The sequence below is a fragment of the Cupriavidus sp. OV096 genome (assembly GCF_900115455.1).
Lineage (GTDB): Bacteria > Pseudomonadota > Gammaproteobacteria > Burkholderiales > Burkholderiaceae > Cupriavidus.
In genome coordinates this window covers 165,064-187,416 of record NZ_FOWM01000006.1, presented here as the reverse complement: position 1 = coordinate 187,416, position 22,353 = coordinate 165,064, and the positions used below count along the sequence as shown (strand labels likewise).

At 69.4% G+C, this 22,353-nt stretch carries 22 protein-coding genes; 4 read left to right on the top strand and 18 right to left on the bottom strand.

From position 1 onward, the window contains the following. Window positions 1-28 precede the first annotated feature (28 nt). Together araD and BM115_RS15665 are read right to left on the bottom strand one after the other, a co-directional pair. Window positions 29-1,768, bottom strand: a complete 1,740-nt coding sequence (araD, locus tag BM115_RS15670; protein WP_092295518.1) for an L-arabinonate dehydratase — start codon at window positions 1,766-1,768, stop codon at window positions 29-31. Between the two features lie 125 nt (window positions 1,769-1,893). After that, window positions 1,894-2,274 (bottom strand): VOC family protein, encoded by a 381-nt coding sequence (locus BM115_RS15665; RefSeq protein WP_092295515.1) that lies wholly within the window; start codon window positions 2,272-2,274, stop codon window positions 1,894-1,896. A gap of 198 nt (window positions 2,275-2,472) precedes the next feature. Between BM115_RS15665 and BM115_RS15660 the strand changes: the two genes are divergently transcribed. Next, the gene (locus BM115_RS15660; RefSeq protein WP_255370864.1) at window positions 2,473-3,294 is read left to right on the top strand and encodes a DMT family transporter; all 822 of its coding nucleotides are present in this window, start codon (window positions 2,473-2,475) and stop codon (window positions 3,292-3,294) included. Between the two features lie 9 nt (window positions 3,295-3,303). Here BM115_RS15660 and BM115_RS15655 read toward each other — a convergent pair whose 3' ends face one another. Continuing rightward, window positions 3,304-4,185 (bottom strand): SDR family NAD(P)-dependent oxidoreductase, encoded by an 882-nt coding sequence (locus tag BM115_RS15655; protein ID WP_092295512.1) that lies wholly within the window; start codon window positions 4,183-4,185, stop codon window positions 3,304-3,306. A gap of 280 nt (window positions 4,186-4,465) precedes the next feature. On the opposite strand from BM115_RS15655, the gene BM115_RS15650 reads away from it, so the two are divergent. Continuing rightward, window positions 4,466-4,708 carry a helix-turn-helix domain-containing protein gene (locus tag BM115_RS15650; protein WP_255370847.1) on the top strand — a complete coding sequence of 81 codons (243 nt, stop codon included), beginning with the start codon at window positions 4,466-4,468 and terminating at the stop codon, window positions 4,706-4,708. Between the two features lie 22 nt (window positions 4,709-4,730). Here the strand turns inward: BM115_RS15650 and BM115_RS15645 are convergent, their stop codons facing one another. From BM115_RS15645 to alkB, 5 genes are all read right to left on the bottom strand, one after another. Next, window positions 4,731-5,417 (bottom strand): glycosyltransferase family 2 protein, encoded by a 687-nt coding sequence (locus BM115_RS15645; RefSeq protein ID WP_092295509.1) that lies wholly within the window; start codon window positions 5,415-5,417, stop codon window positions 4,731-4,733. Next, window positions 5,414-6,016 carry an SAM-dependent methyltransferase gene (locus BM115_RS15640; RefSeq protein WP_092295506.1) on the bottom strand — a complete coding sequence of 201 codons (603 nt, stop codon included), beginning with the start codon at window positions 6,014-6,016 and terminating at the stop codon, window positions 5,414-5,416. The genes BM115_RS15645 and BM115_RS15640 overlap by 4 nt, the downstream gene beginning before the upstream one ends. After that, on the bottom strand, window positions 6,013-7,098 hold the full coding sequence (locus BM115_RS15635; protein WP_177219936.1) for an acyl-CoA dehydrogenase family protein: 1,086 nt from the start codon (window positions 7,096-7,098) through the stop codon (window positions 6,013-6,015). Before BM115_RS15635 ends, BM115_RS15640 begins: the two co-directional genes overlap by 4 nt. Before the next feature lie 120 nt (window positions 7,099-7,218). Next, window positions 7,219-8,682 carry an SLC13 family permease gene (locus BM115_RS15630; RefSeq protein ID WP_092295503.1) on the bottom strand — a complete coding sequence of 488 codons (1,464 nt, stop codon included), beginning with the start codon at window positions 8,680-8,682 and terminating at the stop codon, window positions 7,219-7,221. 153 nt (window positions 8,683-8,835) lie between these two features. Beyond that, window positions 8,836-9,498, bottom strand: a complete 663-nt coding sequence (alkB, locus tag BM115_RS15625) for a DNA oxidative demethylase AlkB (protein WP_092295500.1) — start codon at window positions 9,496-9,498, stop codon at window positions 8,836-8,838. Window positions 9,499-9,734: 236 nt separating this feature from the next. Here alkB and BM115_RS15620 point away from each other — a divergent pair, with 236 nt between their 5' ends. Next, window positions 9,735-10,730, top strand: coding sequence for a glycoside hydrolase family protein (locus BM115_RS15620; protein WP_255370846.1), 996 nt, complete (start codon window positions 9,735-9,737; stop codon window positions 10,728-10,730). Window positions 10,731-10,737: 7 nt separating this feature from the next. On the opposite strand, the gene BM115_RS15615 is transcribed toward BM115_RS15620, so the two are convergent. From BM115_RS15615 to fliF, 7 genes are all read right to left on the bottom strand, one after another. Then, the gene (locus BM115_RS15615) at window positions 10,738-11,793 is read right to left on the bottom strand and encodes an alpha/beta fold hydrolase (RefSeq protein WP_092295494.1); all 1,056 of its coding nucleotides are present in this window, start codon (window positions 11,791-11,793) and stop codon (window positions 10,738-10,740) included. 210 nt (window positions 11,794-12,003) lie between these two features. Then, on the bottom strand, window positions 12,004-13,566 hold the full coding sequence (locus BM115_RS15610; RefSeq protein WP_092295491.1) for a flagellar hook-length control protein FliK: 1,563 nt from the start codon (window positions 13,564-13,566) through the stop codon (window positions 12,004-12,006). 15 nt (window positions 13,567-13,581) lie between these two features. Continuing rightward, window positions 13,582-14,034 (bottom strand): flagellar export protein FliJ, encoded by a 453-nt coding sequence (fliJ, locus tag BM115_RS15605; RefSeq protein ID WP_092295488.1) that lies wholly within the window; start codon window positions 14,032-14,034, stop codon window positions 13,582-13,584. After that, window positions 14,027-15,508, bottom strand: a complete 1,482-nt coding sequence (gene fliI, locus BM115_RS15600; RefSeq protein WP_369823441.1) for a flagellar protein export ATPase FliI — start codon at window positions 15,506-15,508, stop codon at window positions 14,027-14,029. Before fliI ends, fliJ begins: the two co-directional genes overlap by 8 nt. Beyond that, window positions 15,501-16,331, bottom strand: a complete 831-nt coding sequence (fliH, locus tag BM115_RS15595) for a flagellar assembly protein FliH (protein WP_092295485.1) — start codon at window positions 16,329-16,331, stop codon at window positions 15,501-15,503. The genes fliI and fliH overlap by 8 nt, the downstream gene beginning before the upstream one ends. Then, the gene (gene fliG, locus BM115_RS15590; protein WP_092295482.1) at window positions 16,318-17,331 is read right to left on the bottom strand and encodes a flagellar motor switch protein FliG; all 1,014 of its coding nucleotides are present in this window, start codon (window positions 17,329-17,331) and stop codon (window positions 16,318-16,320) included. The genes fliH and fliG overlap by 14 nt, the downstream gene beginning before the upstream one ends. Beyond that, window positions 17,315-18,997, bottom strand: a complete 1,683-nt coding sequence (fliF, locus tag BM115_RS15585; protein ID WP_092295479.1) for a flagellar basal-body MS-ring/collar protein FliF — start codon at window positions 18,995-18,997, stop codon at window positions 17,315-17,317. The genes fliG and fliF overlap by 17 nt, the downstream gene beginning before the upstream one ends. Window positions 18,998-19,351: 354 nt before the next feature. Here fliF and fliE point away from each other — a divergent pair, with 354 nt between their 5' ends. Then, window positions 19,352-19,672 carry a flagellar hook-basal body complex protein FliE gene (fliE, locus tag BM115_RS15580; protein ID WP_092295476.1) on the top strand — a complete coding sequence of 107 codons (321 nt, stop codon included), beginning with the start codon at window positions 19,352-19,354 and terminating at the stop codon, window positions 19,670-19,672. 103 nt (window positions 19,673-19,775) lie between these two features. On the opposite strand, the gene BM115_RS15575 is transcribed toward fliE, so the two are convergent. Genes BM115_RS15575 through BM115_RS15565 form a run of 3 tightly spaced genes read right to left on the bottom strand, consistent with a single transcriptional unit; the run spans window position 19,776 to window position 22,318 of the window. Continuing rightward, a complete protein-coding gene (locus BM115_RS15575; RefSeq protein WP_177219935.1) occupies window positions 19,776-20,429 on the bottom strand; it encodes an LbetaH domain-containing protein in 654 nt (217 codons plus the stop codon). Then, on the bottom strand, window positions 20,420-21,229 hold the full coding sequence (locus BM115_RS15570; protein ID WP_092295473.1) for an NAD-dependent epimerase/dehydratase family protein: 810 nt from the start codon (window positions 21,227-21,229) through the stop codon (window positions 20,420-20,422). Before BM115_RS15570 ends, BM115_RS15575 begins: the two co-directional genes overlap by 10 nt. 18 nt (window positions 21,230-21,247) lie before the next feature. Further along, complete coding sequence (locus BM115_RS15565; RefSeq protein ID WP_092295470.1) at window positions 21,248-22,318, bottom strand: FkbM family methyltransferase; 1,071 nt, start codon at window positions 22,316-22,318, stop codon at window positions 21,248-21,250. Between the last annotated feature and the right edge of the window lie 35 nt (window positions 22,319-22,353).

Sequence of the window (22,353 nt, the reverse complement as noted above, 5' to 3'; positions counted from 1 at the left end):
GGGGAGGATGCTTGCGGAAGGCTTGCGGTCAGTAGATGCTCGGCTCACCCACGGGGTCGCCGAAGTCGGTCTGCAGGAAGTCGAAGTCGCAGCCGTCGTTGGCCTGGCGGATGTGCTGCGAGAACATGAAGCCGTAGCCGCGCGCATAGCGGGGCGGCGGCGGGGTCCAGGCGGCGCGGCGGCGCGCCAGTTCTTCGTCGGATACCTCCAGGTGGATGCTGCGCCGGTCGATGTCCACCGAGATCAGGTCGCCGGTGCGCACCAGCGCGAAGGGCCCGCCGATGTACGCCTCGGGCGACACATGGAGGATGCAGGCGCCATAGCTGGTGCCGCTCATGCGTGCGTCGGACATGCGCAGCATGTCGCGCACACCCTGCTTCACCAGCTTCTTCGGGATCGGCAGCATGCCCCATTCCGGCATGCCGGGGCCGCCCTGCGGGCCGGCGTTGCGCAGGATCAGGATGTGGTCGGCGGTCACGTCGAGGCTCTCGTCCTCCACGGCAGCCTTCATCGACGGGTAATCGTCGAACACCAGCGCCGGCCCGGTATGGCGGAAGTAGCGCGGGTCGCAGGCGCTCGGCTTGATCACGCAGCCGTCCGGCGCGATATTGCCGCGCAGCACGGCCAGCGCGCCTTCCCGGTACAGCGCGTTCTCCGTCGTACGGATCACATCGTCATTGTGGACTTCGGCCCCGGCGATGTTCTCGCCCAGCGTACGGCCGGTCACGGTCAGCGCGGTCAGGTCGAGCTTGTCCCGGATGCGGCTCATCAGCGCCGGCAGCCCGCCCGCGTAGTAGAAGTCTTCCATCAGGTACTTGTCGCCGCTGGGCCGGATGTTGGCGATAACTGGCACGTGCCGGCTGGCGGCGTCGAAGTCGTCCAGCCCGATGTCATGCCCGGCGCGGCGCGCCATGGCAATCACGTGGATGATGGCGTTGGTGGAGCAGCCCATGGCCATGGCCACCACGATGGCGTTCAGGTACGCCGCCCGGGTCTGGATGCGCGCCGGCGTGAGGTCTTCCCAGACCATGTCGACGATGCGCCGGCCCGACTCGGAGGCCATGCGGATATGGTTGGCGTCTGCCGCCGGAATCGACGACGCGCCGGGCAGGCTCATGCCCAGCGTCTCGGCGATGGCGGTCATGGTGCTGGCGGTGCCCATCGTCATGCAGGTGCCGTGGCTGCGCGCGATGCCGCCCTCGATGCCGATCCACTCGGCCTGGCTCAGGTTGCCGGCGCGGCGCTCGTCCCAGTATTTCCAGGCGTCCGAGCCGGAGCCGAGCACGTTGCCCTTGTAGTTGCCGCGCAGCATCGGCCCGGCCGGCACGTAGATGGCGGGCACGCCGGCGCTGGTGGCGCCCAGCAGCAGGCCCGGCGTGGTCTTGTCGCAGCCGCCCATCAGCACCGCGCCATCCACCGGATGCGAGCGGATCAGCTCCTCTGCCTCGATGGCGAGCAGGTTGCGGTAGAGCATGGTGGTCGGCTTGACCGAGCTTTCGGAGAGCGAGATGGCGGGCAGCTCCACCGGGAAGCCGCCGGCCTGCAGGATGCCGCGCTTGACGTCTTCCACGCGCTGGCGGAAGTGGGCGTGGCAGGGGTTGATGTCCGACCAGGTGTTCAGGATGGCGATGAGCGGCTTGCCCATCCACTCGTCGGGCGCGTAGCCCATCTGCATGATGCGCGAGCGATGGCCCGAGGAGCGCAGGTCATCGGGGGCAAACCAGCGCGCGCTGCGCAGCGCGTCGGGCGTCTTTCTTCGAACCGTCATGTGTCTCCACCGTTGCTGTCGTCACGGCGCCTGCCAGGCAGCACGCCGTTGGGGTGTGGGTTGGAGGCACTAGTGTATTGGCACGCACACCGACCCGCAACGCCGGAGACCTTTGGCGGCGCCGGCTACTCTGCCTCGAGGATCGAGAGGATGTTGCCGGCCGGGTCCTTGAACCACGCGATGACGGGGCCGCCTTCGCCCCGGCAGATGCCGCGCGCGTCGGTCTTCAGGTCGGGTTCGTCATACATTTCAAAGCGCACGCCGTGGTGCGAGAGGTCGTCCACGGCCTTGTCGACGCTGGCGACCGGGAAGTTCAGCACCGTGAACGTGGCCGGCGCGTGGTTGGGTTTGGGGTAGAGCAGCACGTGGTTGCCGCCGGCCAGGTTGAGCGCGAGCATGCCGTGCTCCTCCGTGACCACGAGGCCGAGCGTGTTGGCGTAGAAGTCCTTGGCCATGGCGAGGTCGTTGACCGAAAATCCGCTGAAAGCATGGCTGTCCCTGAGCATGTTGGTCTCCTGGATCGGGCTGGTGGGGGGGCGCCTGCATGGGCGCATCATGGCCCAGTATGGTTCATCGGCCCCCTTCCCCCAAATGACAAATCGATGATGTCCCGCCCGCCGTCCACCCCGCCGTCCACCCCGCCGTCCACCCTCCCGGCACCCCCCGCCACGGCAGCCACCACGGCCGCCCTGACCGCGCTGGCGATGGTCGCCTTCGCGGCCAATTCGCTGCTGGCGCGGGCGGCGCTGAAGGGCACCGGCATCGACGCGGCCACGTTCACGCTGGTGCGGGTGGCTTCGGCCGCCCTTGTGCTGGGGGCGATCCTGCACCTGCGGGCGCGGGGCAGGGCGCGCATGGGGGGCGACTGGATTGGCGCGGCGGCGCTACTGGTCTACGCGTGCGGCTTTTCGTTCGCCTACCTGCGGCTGGCCGCCGGCACCGGGGCGCTGGTGCTGTTCGCCAGCGTGCAGGCGACCATGATCGGCGATGGCCTGCGGCGCGGCGACCGCCTGCGCGCGGTGCAGTGGCTCGGCATTGCGCTGGCGCTGGCGGGGCTGGTCTGGCTGGTGCTGCCGGGTTTGCAGGCCCCGCCGCCCGGGGCGACGCTGCTGATGGCCGTCGCCGGCATCGGCTGGGGCGTCTATTCGCTGCGGGGCCGGGGCGCGCCGGACGCGCTGGCCGCCACCGCCGGCAACTTCGTGCGCGGGGTGCCGATAGCCTTGGCGGTGAGCGTGGTGAGCGTGGTGAGCGTGGGGGCGGTCGCCCAGCTTTCGGTCGACTGGCGCGGGGTGGTGCTGGCGGTGGCCTCGGGCGCCGTGACGTCCGGCATCGGCTATGTGATCTGGTACGCCGCGCTGCGCGGGCTGGCGTCCACCACGGCGGCCACGGTGCAACTGAGCGTGCCGGTGCTGGCCGCGCTGGGCGGCATCGCCTGGCTGGGCGAGCCGATGACCGCGCGGCTGGCCGTCAGCGCGGTGGCCATCCTCGGCGGGATCGCGCTGGTCATTGCCGCGCGGCGGCGCTGATTCCCCTTCTTACTTCTCTTCCACGGCGCGCGGCTCGTTCTCCACGCTCGGCACCGCGTCGCCGCTCATCGGTTCGGCCATCTTGCGGTGCTGTTCCGCCAGCACATCGGACGGCGTGACCATGGCGATGGCCGCGCGCAGCTTGTTCTGCCAGCCGGTAATCACGTCGCCCTCGCCCCGCATCATGGCCTCGAAGCCGATGCGCGCCACCTCGGCCGGATCGGCCTTCTTCTCCTGGGCGATGCGCGTGTCGAGCATGTCGGCGCGGTCGAAGAACTCGGTCTCCGTGGCCCCCGGCATCAGGCAGGTCACCGTGACGCGGGTATCGCGCAGTTCGTGGCGCAAGGCGAACGAAAACGAGTCCAGGAAGGCCTTGGTGGCGTTGTAGACCGCCTGATAGGTGCCCGGCATGAAGCCGGCGATGGACCCGGTGATCAGGATCCGGCCCTCGGCGCGCTCGCGCATGGTCTGGCCGATGTGATGGAGCAGGTAGAGCGTGCCGGTGACGTTGGTTTCCACCACATGCTCGATATCGGCAAATGCCTGGTCCAGGAAGGCGCGGCCCAGGCCGCGCCCGGCGTTGGCGCACAGCACGTCCACCTGCCGCCCGCGCGTGGCGGCCAGCAGCTTGTCCACGCCGGCCGGGGTGGAGAGATCGGCCTGGATGGCCTCGATGGTGGTGCCTTCGGTGCGCAGTGTCTGCGCCGCCGCTTCGATCTGCGGCTCGTCCGCCGCGATGATCAGGTCCATGCCGTGGTCCGCGCAGCACTGCGCGAGGTGATAGCCAATGCCCGTAGAGGCACCGGTGACCACGGCCAGCCGGCGCGTGCCGGTGACCGGGGCGCGCTCGGGATCGTCCAGGCGGTCGATGGGGGTCTCGATCGGGTCCATGGGGGTGTCTCCGTTATCGAATAGGAATTCCCTGACCGCCGCAAGCTTCGTTCCACGCCGCCGGCGCCCGTCCGGAGGGGGCCGCCTCCCTCCGTTTGTAGGGATTGCCACGGCGCGCTGCTCGGGCGAGCGTTTTATTTTGACAACATTACAAACCGCGAAGCGGGTACTTACCTATGGCATGCGTAGCCGCATGATGTTGCGCTAGGAGGTTTTGTCAATCATTGGTCAGAATTGATAGATTTTTAACTTTTCCTGGATGACCGCGATGCTGAGAGTCATGATTTCCAACCCAGATCAGCTTGGACAAGTGCTGCAAGGCGCACGCAAGGTCGCCGGCCTGACCCAGGCGGAAGCGGCTGCCCGGCTCGACATCAGTCAAAGCCGGATTTCGCATATGGAGCTGAACCCCGAGACCATCAGCGCGGGGCAACTGCTGGCGCTGCTCGGGGCCTATGACCTCGATCTCGTCGTGCAGGACCGCGCGATCGGGGAAGCGGAAATTCAGAAGTTCGAGTGGTAAGGCCCGGATCAATCCGCCCGGCTCAGGGCAACAGCGTTTCGCCCTCGCGCAGCGCGGCAAGCGTCGCAAGATGATCGGCAAAGCCGCCGGCCAGCCGGCCACGGGCGCGCGCGCTGGTGGTCACCTGCGGCAGCGTGCTCCAGGCGATATGCGCGTTGATGGCCTGCAGCGCCTCGATCAACGCCACGTCCTCGCTGACCGGGTGCGGCAGGAAGCCGCCCGCGCGCCGGTAGGCATGCGAGCAGACCCCGAGGTTGGCGCCGTGGACATGCCGGTGCCCCTCCTCGCGCCGGTAGCGCGCGGCAAACCGCACGGCCACGTGCGGCGGCTGGGGGCTCCAGTCCTCCACCGTCACCAGTCCGCAGACCGCATCGGCGCGTAGCGCAAGCTGCGCCACCAGCCAGTCCGGCGCTACGCGGCTGTCGGCATCGGTAAAGGCCAGCCAGCGCGCCTGCTGGGCCAGCAGGTGCTGGGCGCCGGCACGACGGGCCTCGCCCACGTTGCGCGCGGCAATCGTCAGGCAGGTGATGCGCTCCGGCGCGTGGCATTGGGCGATGGCGGCCGAGCCGTCGTCGCAGGCATCGAGCACAATCACCACGCGCACCGCCTCGCCGCCGAGCGCCGGATGGGTGGCGGCCATGGTCAGCGCCCGCAGGCACGCCTCCAGATGGTCTTCCTCGTTGTGAACAGGCACGACCACGCCGATCATGGCGCCTCCCGCTGGCGGAGTGGCCGCGCGTCGCGCGACCAGACTTCGAGCAGGAAATCCGGCTCCAGATGCCGCACATGGCGATGCAGCCCCGGCTGCCGCGCGATGGCAGCGTGCACGTGCCGCGTGGGCTGGGTGCGCTCGGCGAACGGCCGCAGCCAGTGGCACGCCAGGATCACGCCCGCATCGGTCAGCGCGCCGGCCGCGCGTTGCGCGGTCTCAAGCCAGGTATCCGGGGCGAAGAAGTAGCCGATCTCGCTGAGCACGATCAGGTCGAAGGCGGCCTCGGGGCCGTTCGGCCATTCCGCAGGCAGGTTGGCGGTGGCCACCTTCACGTGCCTGTGCCGCGCCACGCGCTCCTGCGCGCAGGCCACGGCGCGGGGCACGAGATCGACGGCCAGCAGGTGGTCGCAGCGCGTGGCGAGGCGATCGGTCAGCATGCCGGTGGCGCAGCCGGCCTCGAACGCCGCGCCGTAGCGCGCGTCAGGCAGCGCGGCGAGCACCACGTCGCGCTTGCGGGCCTCGTACCAGAGCGACTCGAAGCCCCACGGGTCGGGGTTGTCGAACATGGCGTGGAAATCCGTGGCGGTTGCGGTCATAGCGCCCCCATATCGCTATCGTCCTGCGCCAGCCGTTGACCCAGCGCGGCGAGGTCGCGTTCGGCATGGCTCTGGCGCAGCAGCACGGGCAGGTCGGCGTACAGCGCGGCCAGCGTCGGGTTGCGGCACAGCGGGCCGGCGCCGAGCGTGTTGCCGGCGTGCTGGATCACGCGCAGCACGGCGGCCTCGATCACGGTGCGGGCGCGCATGGCCGGCACGAAGGCGTCTTCGGTGGGATGGGCGTCGATCCATTGCGCGGTCTCGCGCAGCAGCGCGGCGCTGGCGTGCAGGTCGCCGTCGATGGCGGCGAGGTGGGCGGCAGCGTGGGGATCGTCCCGCTTCTTCAGCGCCGCGCGCACGGCGTGGGCGAGCGGCAGCGCCGCACCATGCCAGCAGGCCGCGATGCCGGCCCCGCCGTGCCAGAAGCCGGGGCGGCGCAGGTAGGCATCGGGCGCGGTGAGCAGCAGCGCGGGGCAATCGTCGAACAGGACATCGCCGCTATCGGTGGCGGCCATGCCCACGGCGTGCCAGCCCTCGCGCGTGACGGTGACGCCGGGTCCGGCCATGTCGACGATAGCCAGCCGCTGCGGACCGGGCTCCGCCTGATCCAGCCAGCAGGTGACGAGCGCGTGCGAGACCTCCCAGGCGCCTGAACACCAGGCCTTGCGGCCGGTGAGGCGGGCGGGGGTGAAGGTGTCGGTGCCGCTGTCGGTGCCGCTGTCGTTGCCGGTCAGGCCGGCAATGTGCGGGATGCTGGGCGAATCATCGGTCTGCACGCGCAGGCGTGCATCGGGCGGTTCCGCCGCCCAGATCGCCCAGCTTGAGTCGGGAGCCGGCGTGGCGCCGGCGACTTCGGCGAGGATGGCCAGCGCATCGGCATGGGCCTCGAACAGCTTGATGGCTACCGCGCCCCGCCTGGCGGCGATGGTGGCGAACAGTTGCCAGCGCGCCAGCGTCTGGCCATGGCCGGGGAGGGGGATGCCATGGGGGATGCCAGGGGGGACGCGATCCCCCCGGACGAACTCGGCAATCAAAGCCCCGAGGTGGGCGTGCGCGCCGCGATCGTCCGGAAAGTCGCCCATGGTGCCTCCATCCTCGTGCCAGCATCGGAATCTGTCACTTTGGAGGGTACGCACGGCGCCGCGCGGCGCCTGCCGGCAAACGGCGCGCCGCGATGTCAGCCGAATCCCACAGGGCGTGGCTTACGGGAGATAGCCCAGCACGCGCCACCAGAGGTAATCCAGCGGCAGCAGCACCACCACCGTGATGGCCGCCAGCGCCAGGCACAGCCGCGTGCCGTGCCGCAGGCCCACGCCGCCCAGCTGCATGGCGATGACGATGGGCGGCGACTGGTAGGGGAAGAACACCGTCGAGAACACCGGTACCTGCAACATCAGCACCGTTTCCAGCGGCAGGCCGGTGGCGGTGGCCAGGTCGCGCGCCAGCGGCGTCATCACGGCGGGGAGCGCGGGCAGCGTCGACATCAGCCCGAGCACGGCCCCCATGGCGCCCAGCGCGCCGACATTGCCGGCGGTATGGCCCGGCGCCAGCGGCAGCCAGTGCAGCAGCGCTGCGCTGATGGCCGTGCCGAGGCCGGTGTGCTCGACCACCGCGCCCAGGCCGAGGAAGCCGGCCACGTAGAGCAGTGGCACCAGATGCACCTGCTCGGTCAGCGCCTTGGGCGAGACCAGTCCGATGCCGGGCAGCAGGCAGACGATGCACGCCGCCAGCGAGATCCAGGCGGGCGAGATGCCGTGCCAGGCGTCCGTGGCGAACGCGGCCACGGCCAGCGCCAGCAGCACCGCGAGCAGCGTTTCGGGCTTGCTCATGGCCGTGCGCGCGGTGGCCGGCTGCGGCGTCATCGCCGCCGTTTCCGGGAACAGCTTGCAGACCAGCCAGACCAGCACCACGGTCTTCAGCGCGCCAAGCACCGGGAAATGCAGCAACAGGTAGCTGCCATAGCTCAGGTTGATGCCATAGAGCGAATTGGCCGCGCCGAGCAGCACGCTGTTGGGAATGTTGGCCGGCAGGATCGACGTGGGCGGCATGTAGCTGGCCGCCGCCACGGTCAGCACCATGCCGATGCGCCCGTTCGAACCGGGCCGGAAGCCGAGGCGGTCCGACAGCGCCAGCACGATCGGCATCAACAGCAGCACCCGGCCCGTGGTGGACGGCATCAGGAACGCCAGCCCCACCGCGCTCATGGCCACCGTGGCAATCACCTGCGGATAGGTGTTGACGCGCTTGTGGAAGATGATGTCCGCCAGCCGCAGCGCCAGCCCCGTGCCGCGCAGCGCCACGCCGGTCACCGCGCCGCCGAACATCAGCCACCAGGCTGTGGACGTGAAGCCGGAGAAGACCACCGGCGCGGGCGCAATGTGGAGGACCACTGCGCACAGGAAGAACAGCAGCGTGGCGGTGGGTTCGGGCAGTGCGCCGGTGGCCCAGCAGCACACGGTGGAGACCACCAGCGCGCCGGCCCAGATCAGCGCTGGCGGGGCCCCGGCGGCCTGGCCGGCGATCCAGACCGCGGCGATGCTGGCCGCGATCAGCAGGGCGGCGCGGATGGAGTCGGCGGGGCGGCCGGTGAATTGCGGGGCGGGTGGTGTTGCCGTCGGCTTGGCGGTGGGATTGGCGGGATTGGCGGGGGTCGAATCGGCAGGCATCGCGGGTGTCTCTCGGAGGCCGGTCGCGCGATTGTTGACGTCTGGCGCCGGCAGCCATTTGTCGTGGTGCCGTATCGTACTGCACGCCGCAAGGCCCGTGCTGGATGCGCAACTTGTGCCCGGCGCGAGGATTTGTCGCTTGTGTTTTCCCGCTCAGCGTGTCTTGCGGAAGGTCAGGTTGATGCGCGTGCGCCCGGTGAGTGCGTGATCGTCATCGGGCAGCGGCGCAATGCCGTGGAAGACCAGCCGCGACGGGCCGCCCCACACCACTACGTCGCCATGGGCGAGCCGGATGCGCGCCGGCTTGTCGGCGCGGCGCAGGCCGCCCCAGAGGAAGGTGGCGGGCAGGCCGAGCGAGACCGAGACGATGGGCGCCCGCAGGTCCAGTTCGTCGCGATCCTGATGGAGCGAGAGCCGCGTGCCGGGCAGGTAGCGGTTGATCAGGCAGGCATCGGGCGCGAAGCCCGGATAGCCGGCGCTGGCGGCGGCGCGCTCGGCCAGCGCGCGGAACACCTCGGGCATGGGCGGCCACGGCGCGCCGGAATCGGGGTCGACGGGGTCGTAGCGGTAACCGGTGCGGTCCGAGACCCATCCCGCCTCGCCGCAGTTGGTCATGGCCACGGACATGCGCAGCCCGCCGGGGGTGATCAGGTGGCGGAACGGGGCCTGGGCGCTGACCTGGTCCACGGTGGCCAGCAGGCGGGTATCGACATCGCGCGCAAAACCGCGCAGCACCACGGCGCCCGCGCCGAGCGGCTCGGAGGCGGGCGGGGTGTCGGGGTCGGCGGGCAGGGCGTCGAAGAGATCGAAAGTCATGATGAGGTGAGGCGGGGCATGCCGATGATAGCGGCTCGCCGGGATGCCGGGTGGCGGGGCGTGCAACGCGTTCACGCTATCTGGGTGCCATCGCGCATCGACCAGCGTTGTAAATGGGCAAACCGGCACGGATTCCGAGTGCGCTTCCGTTATCATCCGCGAGTCCTGTCAAGGGACGGTAGCGCGGATCGACAAAAACATAGCGCGCACGGGAATAACCAGAAGGGGTCAATACGATGGAAACCAAGCAATTCGCGCCATGGCGCGGGATGACACTTGTCCGGCGCTTGCTGGGCGCGGGACTGATCGCCGGCATGCTGGCACTGGCCGCCTGTGGCGGCGGGGGCGAGGAGGCGACCAACGGCTCGCCTGGCGCCGGGGCGCCGCTGACGCCGTCCAACCCACAGGTGCCGCAAGTGCCGCCGGTGACCCCGGGGGACCCCGGCACGCCCGGCGTGACCAAGAGCGCCAAGCGCGGGGTGGCCTACGATCTGGTCAGCGCGCAGGACTTCGCGGCGCTCGCGCCGGGGGTGTCCTGGTGGTACAACTGGGCCGCCAAGCCCAACGGCACGGCGCCCGCCGATGCCACCACCAAGTACAGCATGGACTTCATCCCCATGCTCTGGAACGACAACTTCAACGACGCCGCCATCGAAGCCTGGCTGCTGGCCAATCCGCGCGTGAAGTACCTGCTGCTGATGAACGAGCCGAACCTCACCGATCAGGCCAACCTGACCCCGGTGCAGGCGGCCACCGTCTGGCCGCGCTACGAGGCCATCGCCGCCCATACCGGCGTCAAGCTGGTCGGCCCGACCATCACCTGGGGCACCATGCCCGGCTACCAGGACCCGGTGATCTGGATGGACGCGTTCTACGCCGCCTATCGCACCGCCAACGGCAACCGCGACCCGCGCATCGACTACCTGGCCTTCCACTGGTACGACTACGGCCTCGGCGGCCAGCTCGACCGGCTGATGAAGTACAACAAGCCGTTCTGGGTGACCGAGTTCGCCAACTGGCACAGCAACGCCGACGGCGCCCAGATCGACACCCTCGAGAAACAGAAACAGCAGATGAAGGAAATGGTCGCCATCTGCGAACAACGCGCCGACGTGTTCCGCTACGCCTGGTTCACCGGCCGCTGGAACAACGACATGCACTTCACCAGCCTGCTCGGCGGCGATGGGCAACTGACGGAACTGGGCAAGTACTACATCGGGCTGCCGTTCTGAGCGAGGGTTACCTCGGCCGCGCCATCCCCTCCAGCAACGCCTTATGGAACGCCGCCGGGTCCTGCATCTGGGGGGCGTGGCCGAGTTCGGGGAATTCCACCAGCGTGGTGTTCGGAATGGCCTTGGCAGTGATTTTGGCCAGTTCGGGGTAGCGGCCGAGCTTGGCCTGGACCTCTGGCGGGGCGGCGTCCTTGGCGATGGCGGTGGTGTCCTTGTCGCCGATCAGCAGGAGGGTCGGGGCCTGGATCGCGCCCATTTCGTAGACCACGGGCTGGGTGTAGATCATGTCGTACAGCAGGGCCGAATTCCACGCCACGGTCTGCTTGCCCGGGCCGCGGTTGAGGCCGGCGAGCATCTGCACCCACGGTTCGTAGTCGGCGCGCCATTGGCCCGCGTAGTACGTGGCCTTCTCATAGTTGCGGATGCGGTCGGCCGTGGTGGCCAGTTCGCGCGTGTACCACTGGTCCACGGAGAGCGGCGGCACGCCCTTGGCTTTCCAGTCTTCGAGCCCGATCGGGTTGACCAGCACGAGCTGCTGCGTCTCGCGCGGGTACATCAGCGCGTAGCGCATCGCCAGCATGCCGCCCGTGGAATGGCCCATGACCGTCACGTTGCTGACGCCGATGGATGCCAGCAGGTCGTGCGTGTTGCGGGCGAGTTGCTGGAAGGTGTACTGGTAGCGCGCCGGCTTGGTCGACTTGCAGAAGCCGATCTGGTCCGGCGCGATCACGCGGTAGCCGGCGCCGCTGAGCTGGTGGATGGTTTCCTGCCAGGTGGCGGCGCAGAAGTTCTTGCCGTGGAGCAGGACCACCGCGCGGCCGTTGGGCTTCTCGGGTTTGATGTCGAGAAAGGCCATCTGCATGGCTTCGCCCTGGGAGGTGAAGCGGTAGCGCTGGACCGGGGCGGGGTAGTCGAAGCCTTCGAGTTCGGGGCCGTAGGCGGGGCCGCTATCGGCAGTCGGCGCGGATGCAGCGGCATCGGCGGCGTGGGCGAGCGGCGCGGCGAATGCAGAGAACGCGGCGACAGTCGCAGCGGCAAGCAGGGTCTGGCGGAGCAGGGACATGGCGGGGGCGGGGTGCGAGGAAGAGACAGGATCGTCGCACAACTGACCGCCCCGCGTGCGGGGAAGTTCCGGACGGCGGCGGGCGTGCAGGCGCTGCCCTCTCCCCCGGCCCCTCTCCCGCAAGCGGGCGAGGGGAGCAAACCCGCGGTGTTCTCCCCTCTCCCTCTGGGAGAGGGGCTGGGGGAGAGGGCAGGCGTCTGCAGTACCCGATCAGGCGAATGTATCGACTTCGCCGCGCGCCAGCGGGCGCGGGGTGCGGGGGGCGGGCGTAGCGGCCACGGCGGGTGCCGTGTCCTTGCCGAAGCCGGTGGTCTGGGCGAAGGCGCTGCCGCCGTTGGACTGGCGCTGCGGTTGCTGCTGGCCGCCGTTGCCGGCCTGGGCGAAACCGTCCGAGCCGACCGATGCCTGGCCGAGCTGGATGCCCGCTTCGGCCATCGACGTCCGCAGGTGCGGCAGCGCGGCTTCCACGGCGGCGCGTACGGCCTGATGCGGCGACACGAACTGCGCCTGGGCCTGATCGTTCACCACGTTCAGCACCACCTTCAGCGGGCCGAGGTTGGGCGGGTTGAGATCGAGTTCGGCGGTCTGGTTGCCTTGCGTGGACAGGCGCACCATCTGCTGGCCGAGGGCCTGCGCCCACTGGCTGTCGCCGACGTTCGGCGCGACGGCCGGACGCGCGGCGGCTGCGGCGGCCGCTGCCGGCGTGGCATGCACGGCAGCCTGCGCGGCGATGGCCGAGGCCAGCGTGGCGGCGCTGCTGGCATTCGTGGCGCCGGTATCGGCCGATTCGCCGGTACGCGCCGCAGCCGCAGCGGCGGCAAACGGGTTGGCGGCCGGGGCGTTGGCGTTCGGCGCGGCGGCGGCTTGCAGTGCCGGCTGGGCCGTCTGGCCGAGGCTCGACTGCTGGCTGCCGGACTGGCCACCCGTGTGGCTGCCCGACTGGCCGTGCGCGTCCTGCGCGCCGGCGACCGGCACCTGCTGCGTGGCGGCGGCGATCTTGTCGGCGGTGGTCGGTGCGGTGCCCTGGAGCGCGGCGCGCTGCTGGGCGATGGTCGCCAGCGTGTCGGCCGGGCTCGGCGTGGACGCCTTGGCGGTGGCGTCGGCGGTGGCCGTGGCCGGCAGTTGCGCCAGCGGGTCGGTCTGGGCCGGGGCGGCGGCATCGCCAGCCGCTGCGGCGGCTTGTGCGGCTTGTGCGGCCTGTGCGGCGGCTTGCGCGGCAGCCTGGCCGGTCAGCGTGGCCGGGCCATTGAGACCATTGAGACCGTTCACGCCATTCATACCATTCAGGCCAGCGAGGCTGTTCAGCCCGGTGGGGTCGGCAGCGGTCTTGTCGGTCGGAGCCGGTTGCTGGGGCAGCGGTTGCAGCAGCATCGCGGCGGCCAGCGCGGCGGCAGCGGCGGCGGCGTCAGAGGCCACAGTGCTGTCTTCGCCGTTCTCGGCATCCTGCGTGGTGTCCGTGGCGGCATCGGCCTTGCCGGTGGTCTTCCCGTCGGCATCCTTGGCCGGGCGCGTATTGGCCTGCGCCGTCTGGGTGTCGCCCTTGTTCTGCGTCGATGGTTCGGCCGACTTGTCCTTGGCTGCCGTGTCCCTGGCGTCCGCCTTGTTGCCGGACGGCTTGGCGGGCACGCGCACGGCGGGCTGGCCGCTCGCGCGCGCGCGGGTCAGCGCGTCCTTGAACGCATTCGCTTCGGCGCTGGCGCGGGCGTCGCCGGCCGTGCCGGAGGTCGGGGTCTTCAGGCCGGCGTTGCCGACGAGCTGGCTGATATCGATCATGTTCTTGTTGGCAGGTTAGTTCTGGCCGCTGGCCGGCTGGCGGGCCATGCGGGCGGCGTATTCGTCAGTGGAACGCTGCTCGCGCCGCGCGGAGACCTGCTGCTCGCGCACTTCGGCGCGGGTGATCAGCGTGTCGAACGAGTTCTGGCGGCGCTTCTGCTGCTGCCAGTTGGCACGGCCAGCCAGCAGGTCGGCCTCGGCCTTGGCCAGCGCGCTGGTCTGCTGGCGGATGGCGTGGTCGAGCGAGTCGAGAAAGCGCGAGAAGTCCTGCCAGCGCCCCGAGGTCATGCCCTCCGCCGCGATGGCCTGCATGCGCGTGCGGTACTCGTGACGGTATTCGGTCAGCGCCAGGAGCTGCTGCTCGGCCTGCGTGCGCAGCCCCTGCAGCCGGCCCAGCTCGCGCGTGGCCTTGTCCGTGTTGTCCTGGGCCAGTTCGGCCAGCGTGTTGAGCGGGGTGGGCTTAGCCATGGTGCGTCCTCTCGAAGAGATCGTGCAGGCGGGCGATGGAACCCTCGTAGTCCGCGCGCTCGTGGATGTCCTGTTGCAGGAACGACTCCATGCGCGGGTGCATGCGGATTGCGAGGTCCAGTTCCGGATCGTTGCCGGGCACGTAGGCGCCCACGCTGATCAGGTCACGGTTGCGCTGGTAGCGCGACATCAGTTGCTTGAAGCGCCGCACGGAGGCGAACTGCGGCGGCTCGATCAGCGCGGTCATGGCGCGGCTGATCGAGGCTTCCACGTCGATGGCCGGATAGTGGCCGCTCTCGGCCAGGCTCCGCGACAGCACGATGTGGCCGTCCAGAATCGCGCGGGCGGAATCGGCGATGGGGTCCTGCTGGTCATCGCCCTCGGTCAGCACGGTGTAGAAGGCGGTGATGGAGCCGCCGCCCTCGGGGCCGTTGCCGGTGCGCTCCACCAGCGTGGGCAGCTTGGCGAACACCGAAGGCGGATAGCCCTTGGTGGCGGGCGGTTCGCCGATGGCCAGCGCGATCTCGCGCTGGGCCATCGCGTAACGGGTGAGCGAGTCCATGATCAGCAGCACGTGCTGGCCCTGGTCGCGGAAATATTCGGCGAGGCGCGTGGCGTAGGCGGCACCCTGCATGCGCAGCAGCGGCGAGGTATCGGCCGGCGCGGCCACCACGACCGAGCGCTTGCGGCCCTCTTCGCCCAGGATGTTCTCGATGAAGTCCTTCACTTCGCGGCCGCGTTCGCCGATCAGGCCGACCACGATCACGTCGGCGCTGGTGTAGCGGGCCATCATGCCCAGCAGCACGGACTTACCCACGCCGGAGCCGGCGAACAGGCCCATGCGCTGGCCGCGTCCCACGGTCAGCATGCCGTTGATGGCGCGCACGCCCGTGTCCAGCACGGTTTCGATCGGGGCGCGCATCAGCGGGTTGATCTGCTTGCCGGCCAGCGGGACTTCGGTGGCGGCGGTGATCGGGCCGAGGCCGTCGAGCGGACGACCGGCGGCGTCGAGCACGCGGCCCAGCAGGCCGTGGCCTACCGGCAGGCGCTTCGAGCCGGGTTCGCGCGGCGAAGCCATGCCGGACGGTTGCGGCGACGGTTCGAGCGGATAGACACGGGCGCCCGGCACCAGGCCGGCCACGTCCGATTGCGGCATCAGGTAGAGGCGGTCGGCGCCAAAGCCGACCACTTCGGCCTCGGCCGTGCGCGGGCCGCCATGGGCGTGCTGCGTGCCCGGCAGTTCGATCAGGCAGTCGCTGCCCACCGGCATGCGCAGCCCCACGGCTTCCAGCACGAGCCCGGCGGCGCGCGTCAGGCGGCCGCAGGCGCGCTTGCTGTCCACCTCGGCGATACCTGCCGAGGCGCCGGTCAGCGCGTCGCGCCAGCGCGCGGTGTGCAGCGCGGCAGAAGCGACATCGGCGGGTGCCGACGGGGGCATCGGCTGGGCCGGCGCGGCGGGCTGGGCGTCATGCATGCGGGGGCTCCCACGGGTCGTTGCGGCCCAGGGCCTTGATCACACGGCTCCAGCGGGTGGCCAGGCTGGCGTCCAGTTCGCCGCTGGCGGCGCTGGCGATGCAGCCGCCGCGCGCCACGGTGGCGTCGGCGCGCACGGTCCAGCCGGCGGCTTCCAGTTCGCCGGCCAGGTGGGTTTCCACCAGCGACACGTCTTCGGGATTCAGCAGCAGGCAGGGCGAGCCGGACAGCCGCGGCTCGGCCGCCAGCAGTTCGCGCGCGGCGGGCAGCAGCGCGGCGGGATCGGTCTCCATGGTCTTGCGGACCAGCTGGCGGGCCACATCGAGGGCCAGGCCGACCAGTGCGTCGGCAATCTCGGTATCCACGCGGCCAAGCGCGTCGCGGAAGTTGCCGGCCAGCTCCTGCAGCCGGGCGGCTTCATTGCGGGCCGATTCCAGACCGCGCGCATAGCCTTCGCGGTGGCCGTCGCCATAACCCTGGGTCTGGCCCTGGGTGTAGCCCTGCGCATAGCCTTCCTTGCGGGCGCCTTCGCGCATCGCATGCAGGGCTTCGAAATCGATGGACGGCGGGGGCGGCGGTTCGGCGGGGAGCTGGACGGACTCAAGCGCCCGCTTCAGCGCGTCGCGCGGGTCCAGCGACACCATCTGCCAGCGCTGCCAGGCGTCCCCGCGCGAGCGGGCGCGCACCGGGCTGGGCGGCTCGAACGCGCTGAAGTTGTCGAACGGGTCGCTGGCACCGGCGCCACTGCCATTGCCGATGCTGGTGCCGGTGTCGCCGCGGGCAGGCCCGCGGCTGGCGGCAAAGCCGCGCTCAAACGTAGGCATCGTCGCCTCCGCCAATCTGGATTTCGCCCGATTCCGCCAGGCGTCTCACCACCTGCAGGATGGCCTTCTGCTCGGCCTCCACCTGCGACACACGCACTGGTCCCAGCGCTTCCAGGTCTTCGCGCAGCATCTCGCCGGCACGGGTGGACATGTTGCGGATGAACTTGTCGCGCAGTTCCTGCTGGGCACCCTTGAGCGCCACGATGAGCGATTCGGTAGCCACTTCCTTGAGCACGCGCTGGATGCCGCGGTCGTCCACTTCCAGCAGGTTCTCGAACAGGAACATCTCGTCGATGATCTTCTGGGCCAGGTCGGTGTCGTGCGTGCGCACGCCGTCGATGACCGCTTCCTCGTGGGCCGTGCTCATCAGGTTGATGATCTCGGCCGCCGTGCGGACGCCGCCCATGCGGCTGCGCTTCAGGCTCTGGCCGGCCAGCAGCTTGGTCAGCACGTCGGTCAGCTCCTGCAGCGCGCCCGGCTGCACGCCGCCGAACGTGGCGATCCGCAGGATCACGTCGTTGCGCAGGCGGTCCGTGAAGAAGCCCAGCACTTCGGACGACTTCTGGCGGTCCAGGTGGATCAGGATGGTAGCGATGATCTGCGGGTGCTCGTCCTTGATCAGCTCGGCCACCGAGGTGGCGTCCATCCAGTTCAGGGAGTCGATGCCGCCGCCCGGATCGCGCGATTCCAGGATGTCCTCGATCACGGACAGCGCGCGTTCCTCGCCCAGCGCCTTGTTCAGCACGCTCTTGATGAACGAGCTGGAGTCCACGTTCAGCGCCAGGTACTGCTCGGTCTCGCCGCGGAACTCGGCCAGCACCTCGGCCATTTCCTCGCGCGTCACCGACGACAGGTTGGCCATCGCCGAACCCAGCCCCTGCACTTCACGGGGCGACAGATGCTTGAAAACCTCGGCGGCAGCGTCCTCGCCAATCGCCATCATCAGGATGGCGCTCTTCTGCAGGCCCTGTTCGGGCATTCCCTTACTGGCGTTCGTCATGGGCCATCCAATTCTTGATTACGCTGGCGACCAGGCGCGGGTCGCGTTGCGCGGCGTCGCGCACCAGGGCGAGATCGCTTTCGTACTTCGCGGCCAGGCGCAGGACTTCCGGATTCTGGGCTTCTTCCGGCGGCAGGAGCACGGCCTCGCTGGCTTCCGTCGTCTCGGAGGGCGCGGGCAGCGGCGGCGCGGTGTACTTGCGCAGCACCGGACGCGCCACCTTGAACCACAGGAACATCGCCAGGATGGCCAGCAGCAGGTAGCCGACGCCGGTCTTGGCCAGGTCGATCATCTGCGGTTGCTTCCACAGCGGCAGCTCGGGTTCCTTCTCCGCGTTGTCGGTGAACGGGCTGTTGACCACGTTCAGCGAGTCGCCGCGGTCGGCCGAGTAGCCCATCGCTTCCTTGGTCAGGTTCTCGATCTGGGCCAGTTCCTTGGCGGACAGCGCCTCGGTCACCGGCTTGCCCTTGGCATCGAGCTTCTGGCGGTAGTTCACGACCACGGCCACCGACAGGCGCTTCACGCCGCCGGGAGCCTGCTGCACGTGACGCACCACGCGGTCCACCTCGTAGTTGGTGGTGGCGTCGCGGCGGCTGGTGCTCGGGCCGGTCTTCTCGGCGGTCTGCGTGGCCTGGTTCGCGTTGGCCTGGGCCGGCGGATTGGGCTGGCCCGGCTGGCGCGGCGGCTGCGGCGTGGTCACCGGGGCCACGGCGGCGGCCGGCGGCTGGTTCGACAGCGCGCCCGGCACGCCGCCCACGGGGGTGGCGCCCTGCGTGCTCGACTCGCTGGTCTGCTGGCTGCGGATGACCGCCTTGGTCGGGTCCTGGTTCGGCTTGTAGATTTCGTCGGTGTGCTCGACGGACGAGAAGTCCACGTCGGCGGTGACCTGGGCGTGGACGTTGTCCTTGCCGAGGATCGGCGCGAGGATGGCTTCCACGCGCTTCACGTAGTTCTGTTCCACCTGCTGCACGAACTTCAGCTGGCTGGCGTCCAGCGAGCGGTCGTTGGTGCCGGAGAGCAGGTTGCCGTGCTGGTCGACGATGGAGATCGACTTCGGCGTGAGTTCGGGCACGCTGGACGAAACCAGGTGGCTGATGGCGGCGACCTGGCCTTCATCGACGGCGCGGCCCGGGTAGAGCTGCAGCACGATCGACGCGGTGGGCTTCTGGCGCTCGCGCACGAACAGGGTGGGCTTGGGGATGGCCAGGTGCACGCGGGCCGACTGCACGGCGCCGATCGACTCGATCGAGCGGGCGAGTTCGCCTTCCAGGCCACGCTGGTAGTTGACCTGTTCGGCAAACTGGCTGATGCCGAACTTCTGGTTGTCCATCAGCTCCATGCCGGTGTTGCCGCTCTTCGGCAGGCCCTGGCTGGCCAGCTTGAGGCGCATTTCGTGCACCTTGTCAGCCGGCACCATCAGCGCACCGCCGCCTTCGGCGAACTTGTACGGCACGTTCATCTGCTGGAGGGAGGCCACCACGGCGCCGCCGTCGCGCTCGGACAGGTTGCTGTACAGCACCTTGTAGTCCGGCGTGCGCGACCACATCACGCCCACGGCGATGGCCGCGACCAGTGCCGCCCCGCCCAGCATCATGGGCAGGCGCGGATTGGCCTTGAGCTTGTCGACCAGTGCCGCGCCGTTCGGCAGGGTAGCTGCCGCGTTCATGCGCGCGACTCCGGCGCGGCAGGGTTAGTCCTGCCCTTGCCACTTTCGCCTTGGCTGCCGTTAATCATTTCGGCTTGGCTCACATTACGCTGCTGAAAAAACACGCGCACTCCCCGCTGGTTGATAACAGGCCGGGGCGGTGCGTCGATACGCTTGGATCCGCCAGATCCGGCACGGTAGCGATGATCGGCCAGAAGGCTGATGGACAATCGGCTGAATAGGCTAGGTTTTCCCGCCGAATTCATCCTTTGGGCTGGGAGCGGGGGTGGGTACAGTGCGAGCACTGAAAACGGACTGCGTGTGATGTATCAGGCGCGTGGCTCCGGAAACCCCTCTCACAGAACCGGACGCGTCATGACGATCTCCTCGATTGAAGGCATGCTCCAGCAACTGCGCGGCCTGGCGCAGGTGGCTGGCGGCGGCAGCACCAACCAGGCCCCGGCGGCCTCTACCGAAGGCTTCGCGGGCGAACTGCAACGCTCCATGCAACGCCTGAACGCCGTGCAGGACCGCGCCTACGGCCAGGCCGAAGCCTTCGAAATGGGCAAGCCCGGCGTGGCCCTGAACGACGTGATGATCGACATGCAGAAAGCCAACGTGTCGTTCCAGACCGCCGTCCAGGTCCGCAACCGCCTGGCGGCGGCGTACCAGGAAATGATGAATATGCCGGTTTGATGGCAGTTCTCCGACCCGTGCAGCGGTTGGGGCGTGGGTCGGGAACGACAAAAAGGCCATGTTGCGCTGCCGCGACATGGCCTTTTTGCCGTCTGTCACCCCCTCAGACCCTGAAATACTCCGTCGCCGCCCGCTCGTAGGCGGGCTTGCAGATCAGGTCGCCGGCGTCGCCGGCGTAGACCAGGCAGTCGCCCGGGGTTTCGCGGTTCAGCACGCTGACGCCCTGCGAGATCACCGAGCCGTTGCGGACGTGGCTGCGGCCGATGATGGCGGTGTTGGGGTACATGACCACGCCGTCGCCGATGACCGGGGCCACGCCGTGGTTCTTGCCCACGGTGGAGTTCTGGTACAGGACGAGGTAGTTGCCATAGGTGGCCTTGGCCAGCACGATGCCGACGGAGTGGCCGATGAAGAACACCTCGGGCATCTCGATCTCGTAGAACAGGTCGATCGCGTTGAGCGCCTTGTTGAGCAGGAACAGCTTGGTGCAGGCCTCGCCGTGGCGCTCATTGCGCCAGATCGTGTTCGAGAGGTAGTACAGGTACTGGCAGTACTGCGACGAGTGCAGGTAGTTGAACTGGCCGGGGCGCCACATGCGCACGGCGTCGATGCAGTGGCCCACGCGGGTCAGGGCCTCGTCCATGTGCCGGGACACCACGGGCAGCAGCGCCGCGTGGCGGCCGTCCGGCACCAGGTTGGCCACCTGGGCGCAGGTGTAGGCGGCCAGCGACTCGCGGGTATGGCCGATCAGTTCCATGGCTTGATCCCCTCCAGATAGCTCGCCACAACGTCGCGTACGTCGCGCGGGGCCACGCCGAGGCCGCGCAGTGCCTCGGTGCTGCACACGGCGGCCCGTTGCACGGGCGAGGCGCGGGTCAGCCCGATGTCCCAGCCGAGCCGGTTAAAGACCTCGGCCAACTCGCCGTTGGACACATTGGCGCCGCTGGCCAGGTTGAAGATGCCGCTCGCGCCGCCCGTGGACATCGCGGTCAGTGCGCCGACCACGTCGTCCAGGTGGATGTAGTCGCGCACGAAGCCGGCGTCGCTGTCGAGCGTGAACGCGCGCTCGGTGGCGGCCCGGATCAGCCATTCGGACAGGAAGCCCGGCGCTTCGGGCGCCCAGTCGAACACGCACGAGAGCCGCGCCACGGCGGCGCGGCCGGCGGCCACGGTCAGGCAGAGGTTTTCGCCCAGCCCCTTCGACAGGTCGTACAGCGCGCGCGGGCTGGCCGGCTGCAGCATCAGCGCGGCGGCTTCGTCGCCCACGGGCAGCTGCGAGGTGTCGTAGAGCCGCGTGGAAGACAGGTAGACCAGATGCGCGAAGCGGTTCGCGCGCAGCACATCGGCCAGCAGCGAGACGTGCGCCGTGACGGTGTCGAACGGGCGCGCCGCGAAGTCGGCCGTCAGGCCGGCGCAGTAATACACATGGCCCAGGTCACGGGTGAAGAGCGCGCGGTCGCCGCGCGCGGGCACCCAGACCTCATGGCCGGCACGCCGCAGCGTGTCCGCCAGGCGGCGGCCGACAAAGCCGGCCCCGCCGATCACCGTACAGCGCATTGCTTTCCTCGGTGTCGATCAGTTGACGGGATGGTGGAGCGCCGGGTCACGGTGCCACAGCAGCTTGGGGCTCACGCCCGGCACGACCGCGAAGTCCTTGCCCGCCAGCAGCGCCGGGTCCTTCACGGCCACCATGTTGAAGCCGTGCGCCGGGCCTTCCAGGTAGACCTGGTCCACCGGCACCAGCTCCACGGGGCGGCCTTCCATGTTCACGTTCGAGTTGAAGTCGCGCACGGCGTAGACGTGGTAGCCGAAGCCGGTGAGCATGCGGATGATCTCGGCGTTCTGCAGGCCGGCGCTCCAGTCCACGTAGTGGCGGTGCACTTCGAACACGAGGTTCGGGGCTTCGCCGGCCGGGCGGGCCAGCTGCTTCGCCGCGCCCTTGAACACGTTCAGTTCGGCGCCTTCGATGTCGAGCATGATCAGGCCGAGCTTGTCCACGTTCTGCTGGGCGCAGTACTCGTCGATGGTGATCGTCGAGAAGCTGTCGTCATCGGCGGGGCCGTCGGTGTGCTCGGCATGGGCGAACGAGTCGTGGCCCACCAGGCGCAGTTGCGTGGTGCTGTCCGACCACAGGCCCAGGCGCCAGCTCCGGATGTTTTCCACGTGGTTCAGCGAGGCGTTGTTGCGCAGCATGCCGAGCTGGTCGGCATTCGGCTCGAACGCGTGGCAGGTGCCGCCGGCCTGCGCCAGGCGGCGCGCCATCAGGATCACCTGGTCGCCGAAGTAGGCGCCCCCCACCACGGCATGGCCGCCGCGCTCGCACAGCTTCAGCAGCAGCTTGGTGGTCTGCGGCTCCCACACGTGGTCCGGCTGCGGCGGCGTGCTCATCAGGAAGTCGCGCGCGATCTTGGTGCGGTACAGGAATTCGAACACCGTGCCGTCGGCCAGCGTCTTGCGCAGGCGCGACTGCTCGTTGTACATGGCGTCGACGATCGGGCCGGTAATGTCGTCACGCACGCTGCCTTCGTAGGCGTCCAGGTCTTGCTCGATGCTCTTGCACAGGGCGATGACCTTGTCGCGGGCGGCGGCGCTGCCGCCCACCGTGCGCAGGGCGTCGGACAGCTTTTGCAGATGTTCAGTCGTCATGGGTGGCTCCGCTTGGATTGTCAGGATCGAATAAA

Coding starts and splice junctions, on each gene's coding strand:
- araD (WP_092295518.1), bottom strand. CDS start 1,768: ATGACGGTTCGAAGAAAGACGCCCGACGCGCTGCGCAGCGCGCGCTGG.
- BM115_RS15665 (WP_092295515.1), bottom strand. CDS start 2,274: ATGCTCAGGGACAGCCATGCTTTCAGCGGATTTTCGGTCAACGACCTC.
- BM115_RS15660 (WP_255370864.1), top strand. CDS start 2,473: ATGGTCGCCTTCGCGGCCAATTCGCTGCTGGCGCGGGCGGCGCTGAAG.
- BM115_RS15655 (WP_092295512.1), bottom strand. CDS start 4,185: ATGGACCCGATCGAGACCCCCATCGACCGCCTGGACGATCCCGAGCGC.
- BM115_RS15650 (WP_255370847.1), top strand. CDS start 4,466: ATGATTTCCAACCCAGATCAGCTTGGACAAGTGCTGCAAGGCGCACGC.
- BM115_RS15645 (WP_092295509.1), bottom strand. CDS start 5,417: ATGATCGGCGTGGTCGTGCCTGTTCACAACGAGGAAGACCATCTGGAG.
- BM115_RS15640 (WP_092295506.1), bottom strand. CDS start 6,016: ATGACCGCAACCGCCACGGATTTCCACGCCATGTTCGACAACCCCGAC.
- BM115_RS15635 (WP_177219936.1), bottom strand. CDS start 7,098: ATGGGCGACTTTCCGGACGATCGCGGCGCGCACGCCCACCTCGGGGCT.
- BM115_RS15630 (WP_092295503.1), bottom strand. CDS start 8,682: ATGCCTGCCGATTCGACCCCCGCCAATCCCGCCAATCCCACCGCCAAG.
- alkB (WP_092295500.1), bottom strand. CDS start 9,498: ATGACTTTCGATCTCTTCGACGCCCTGCCCGCCGACCCCGACACCCCG.
- BM115_RS15620 (WP_255370846.1), top strand. CDS start 9,735: ATGGAAACCAAGCAATTCGCGCCATGGCGCGGGATGACACTTGTCCGG.
- BM115_RS15615 (WP_092295494.1), bottom strand. CDS start 11,793: ATGTCCCTGCTCCGCCAGACCCTGCTTGCCGCTGCGACTGTCGCCGCG.
- BM115_RS15610 (WP_092295491.1), bottom strand. CDS start 13,566: ATGATCGATATCAGCCAGCTCGTCGGCAACGCCGGCCTGAAGACCCCG.
- fliJ (WP_092295488.1), bottom strand. CDS start 14,034: ATGGCTAAGCCCACCCCGCTCAACACGCTGGCCGAACTGGCCCAGGAC.
- fliI (WP_369823441.1), bottom strand. CDS start 15,508: ATGCATGACGCCCAGCCCGCCGCGCCGGCCCAGCCGATGCCCCCGTCG.
- fliH (WP_092295485.1), bottom strand. CDS start 16,331: ATGCCTACGTTTGAGCGCGGCTTTGCCGCCAGCCGCGGGCCTGCCCGC.
- fliG (WP_092295482.1), bottom strand. CDS start 17,331: ATGACGAACGCCAGTAAGGGAATGCCCGAACAGGGCCTGCAGAAGAGC.
- fliF (WP_092295479.1), bottom strand. CDS start 18,997: ATGAACGCGGCAGCTACCCTGCCGAACGGCGCGGCACTGGTCGACAAG.
- fliE (WP_092295476.1), top strand. CDS start 19,352: ATGACGATCTCCTCGATTGAAGGCATGCTCCAGCAACTGCGCGGCCTG.
- BM115_RS15575 (WP_177219935.1), bottom strand. CDS start 20,429: ATGGAACTGATCGGCCATACCCGCGAGTCGCTGGCCGCCTACACCTGC.
- BM115_RS15570 (WP_092295473.1), bottom strand. CDS start 21,229: ATGCGCTGTACGGTGATCGGCGGGGCCGGCTTTGTCGGCCGCCGCCTG.
- BM115_RS15565 (WP_092295470.1), bottom strand. CDS start 22,318: ATGACGACTGAACATCTGCAAAAGCTGTCCGACGCCCTGCGCACGGTG.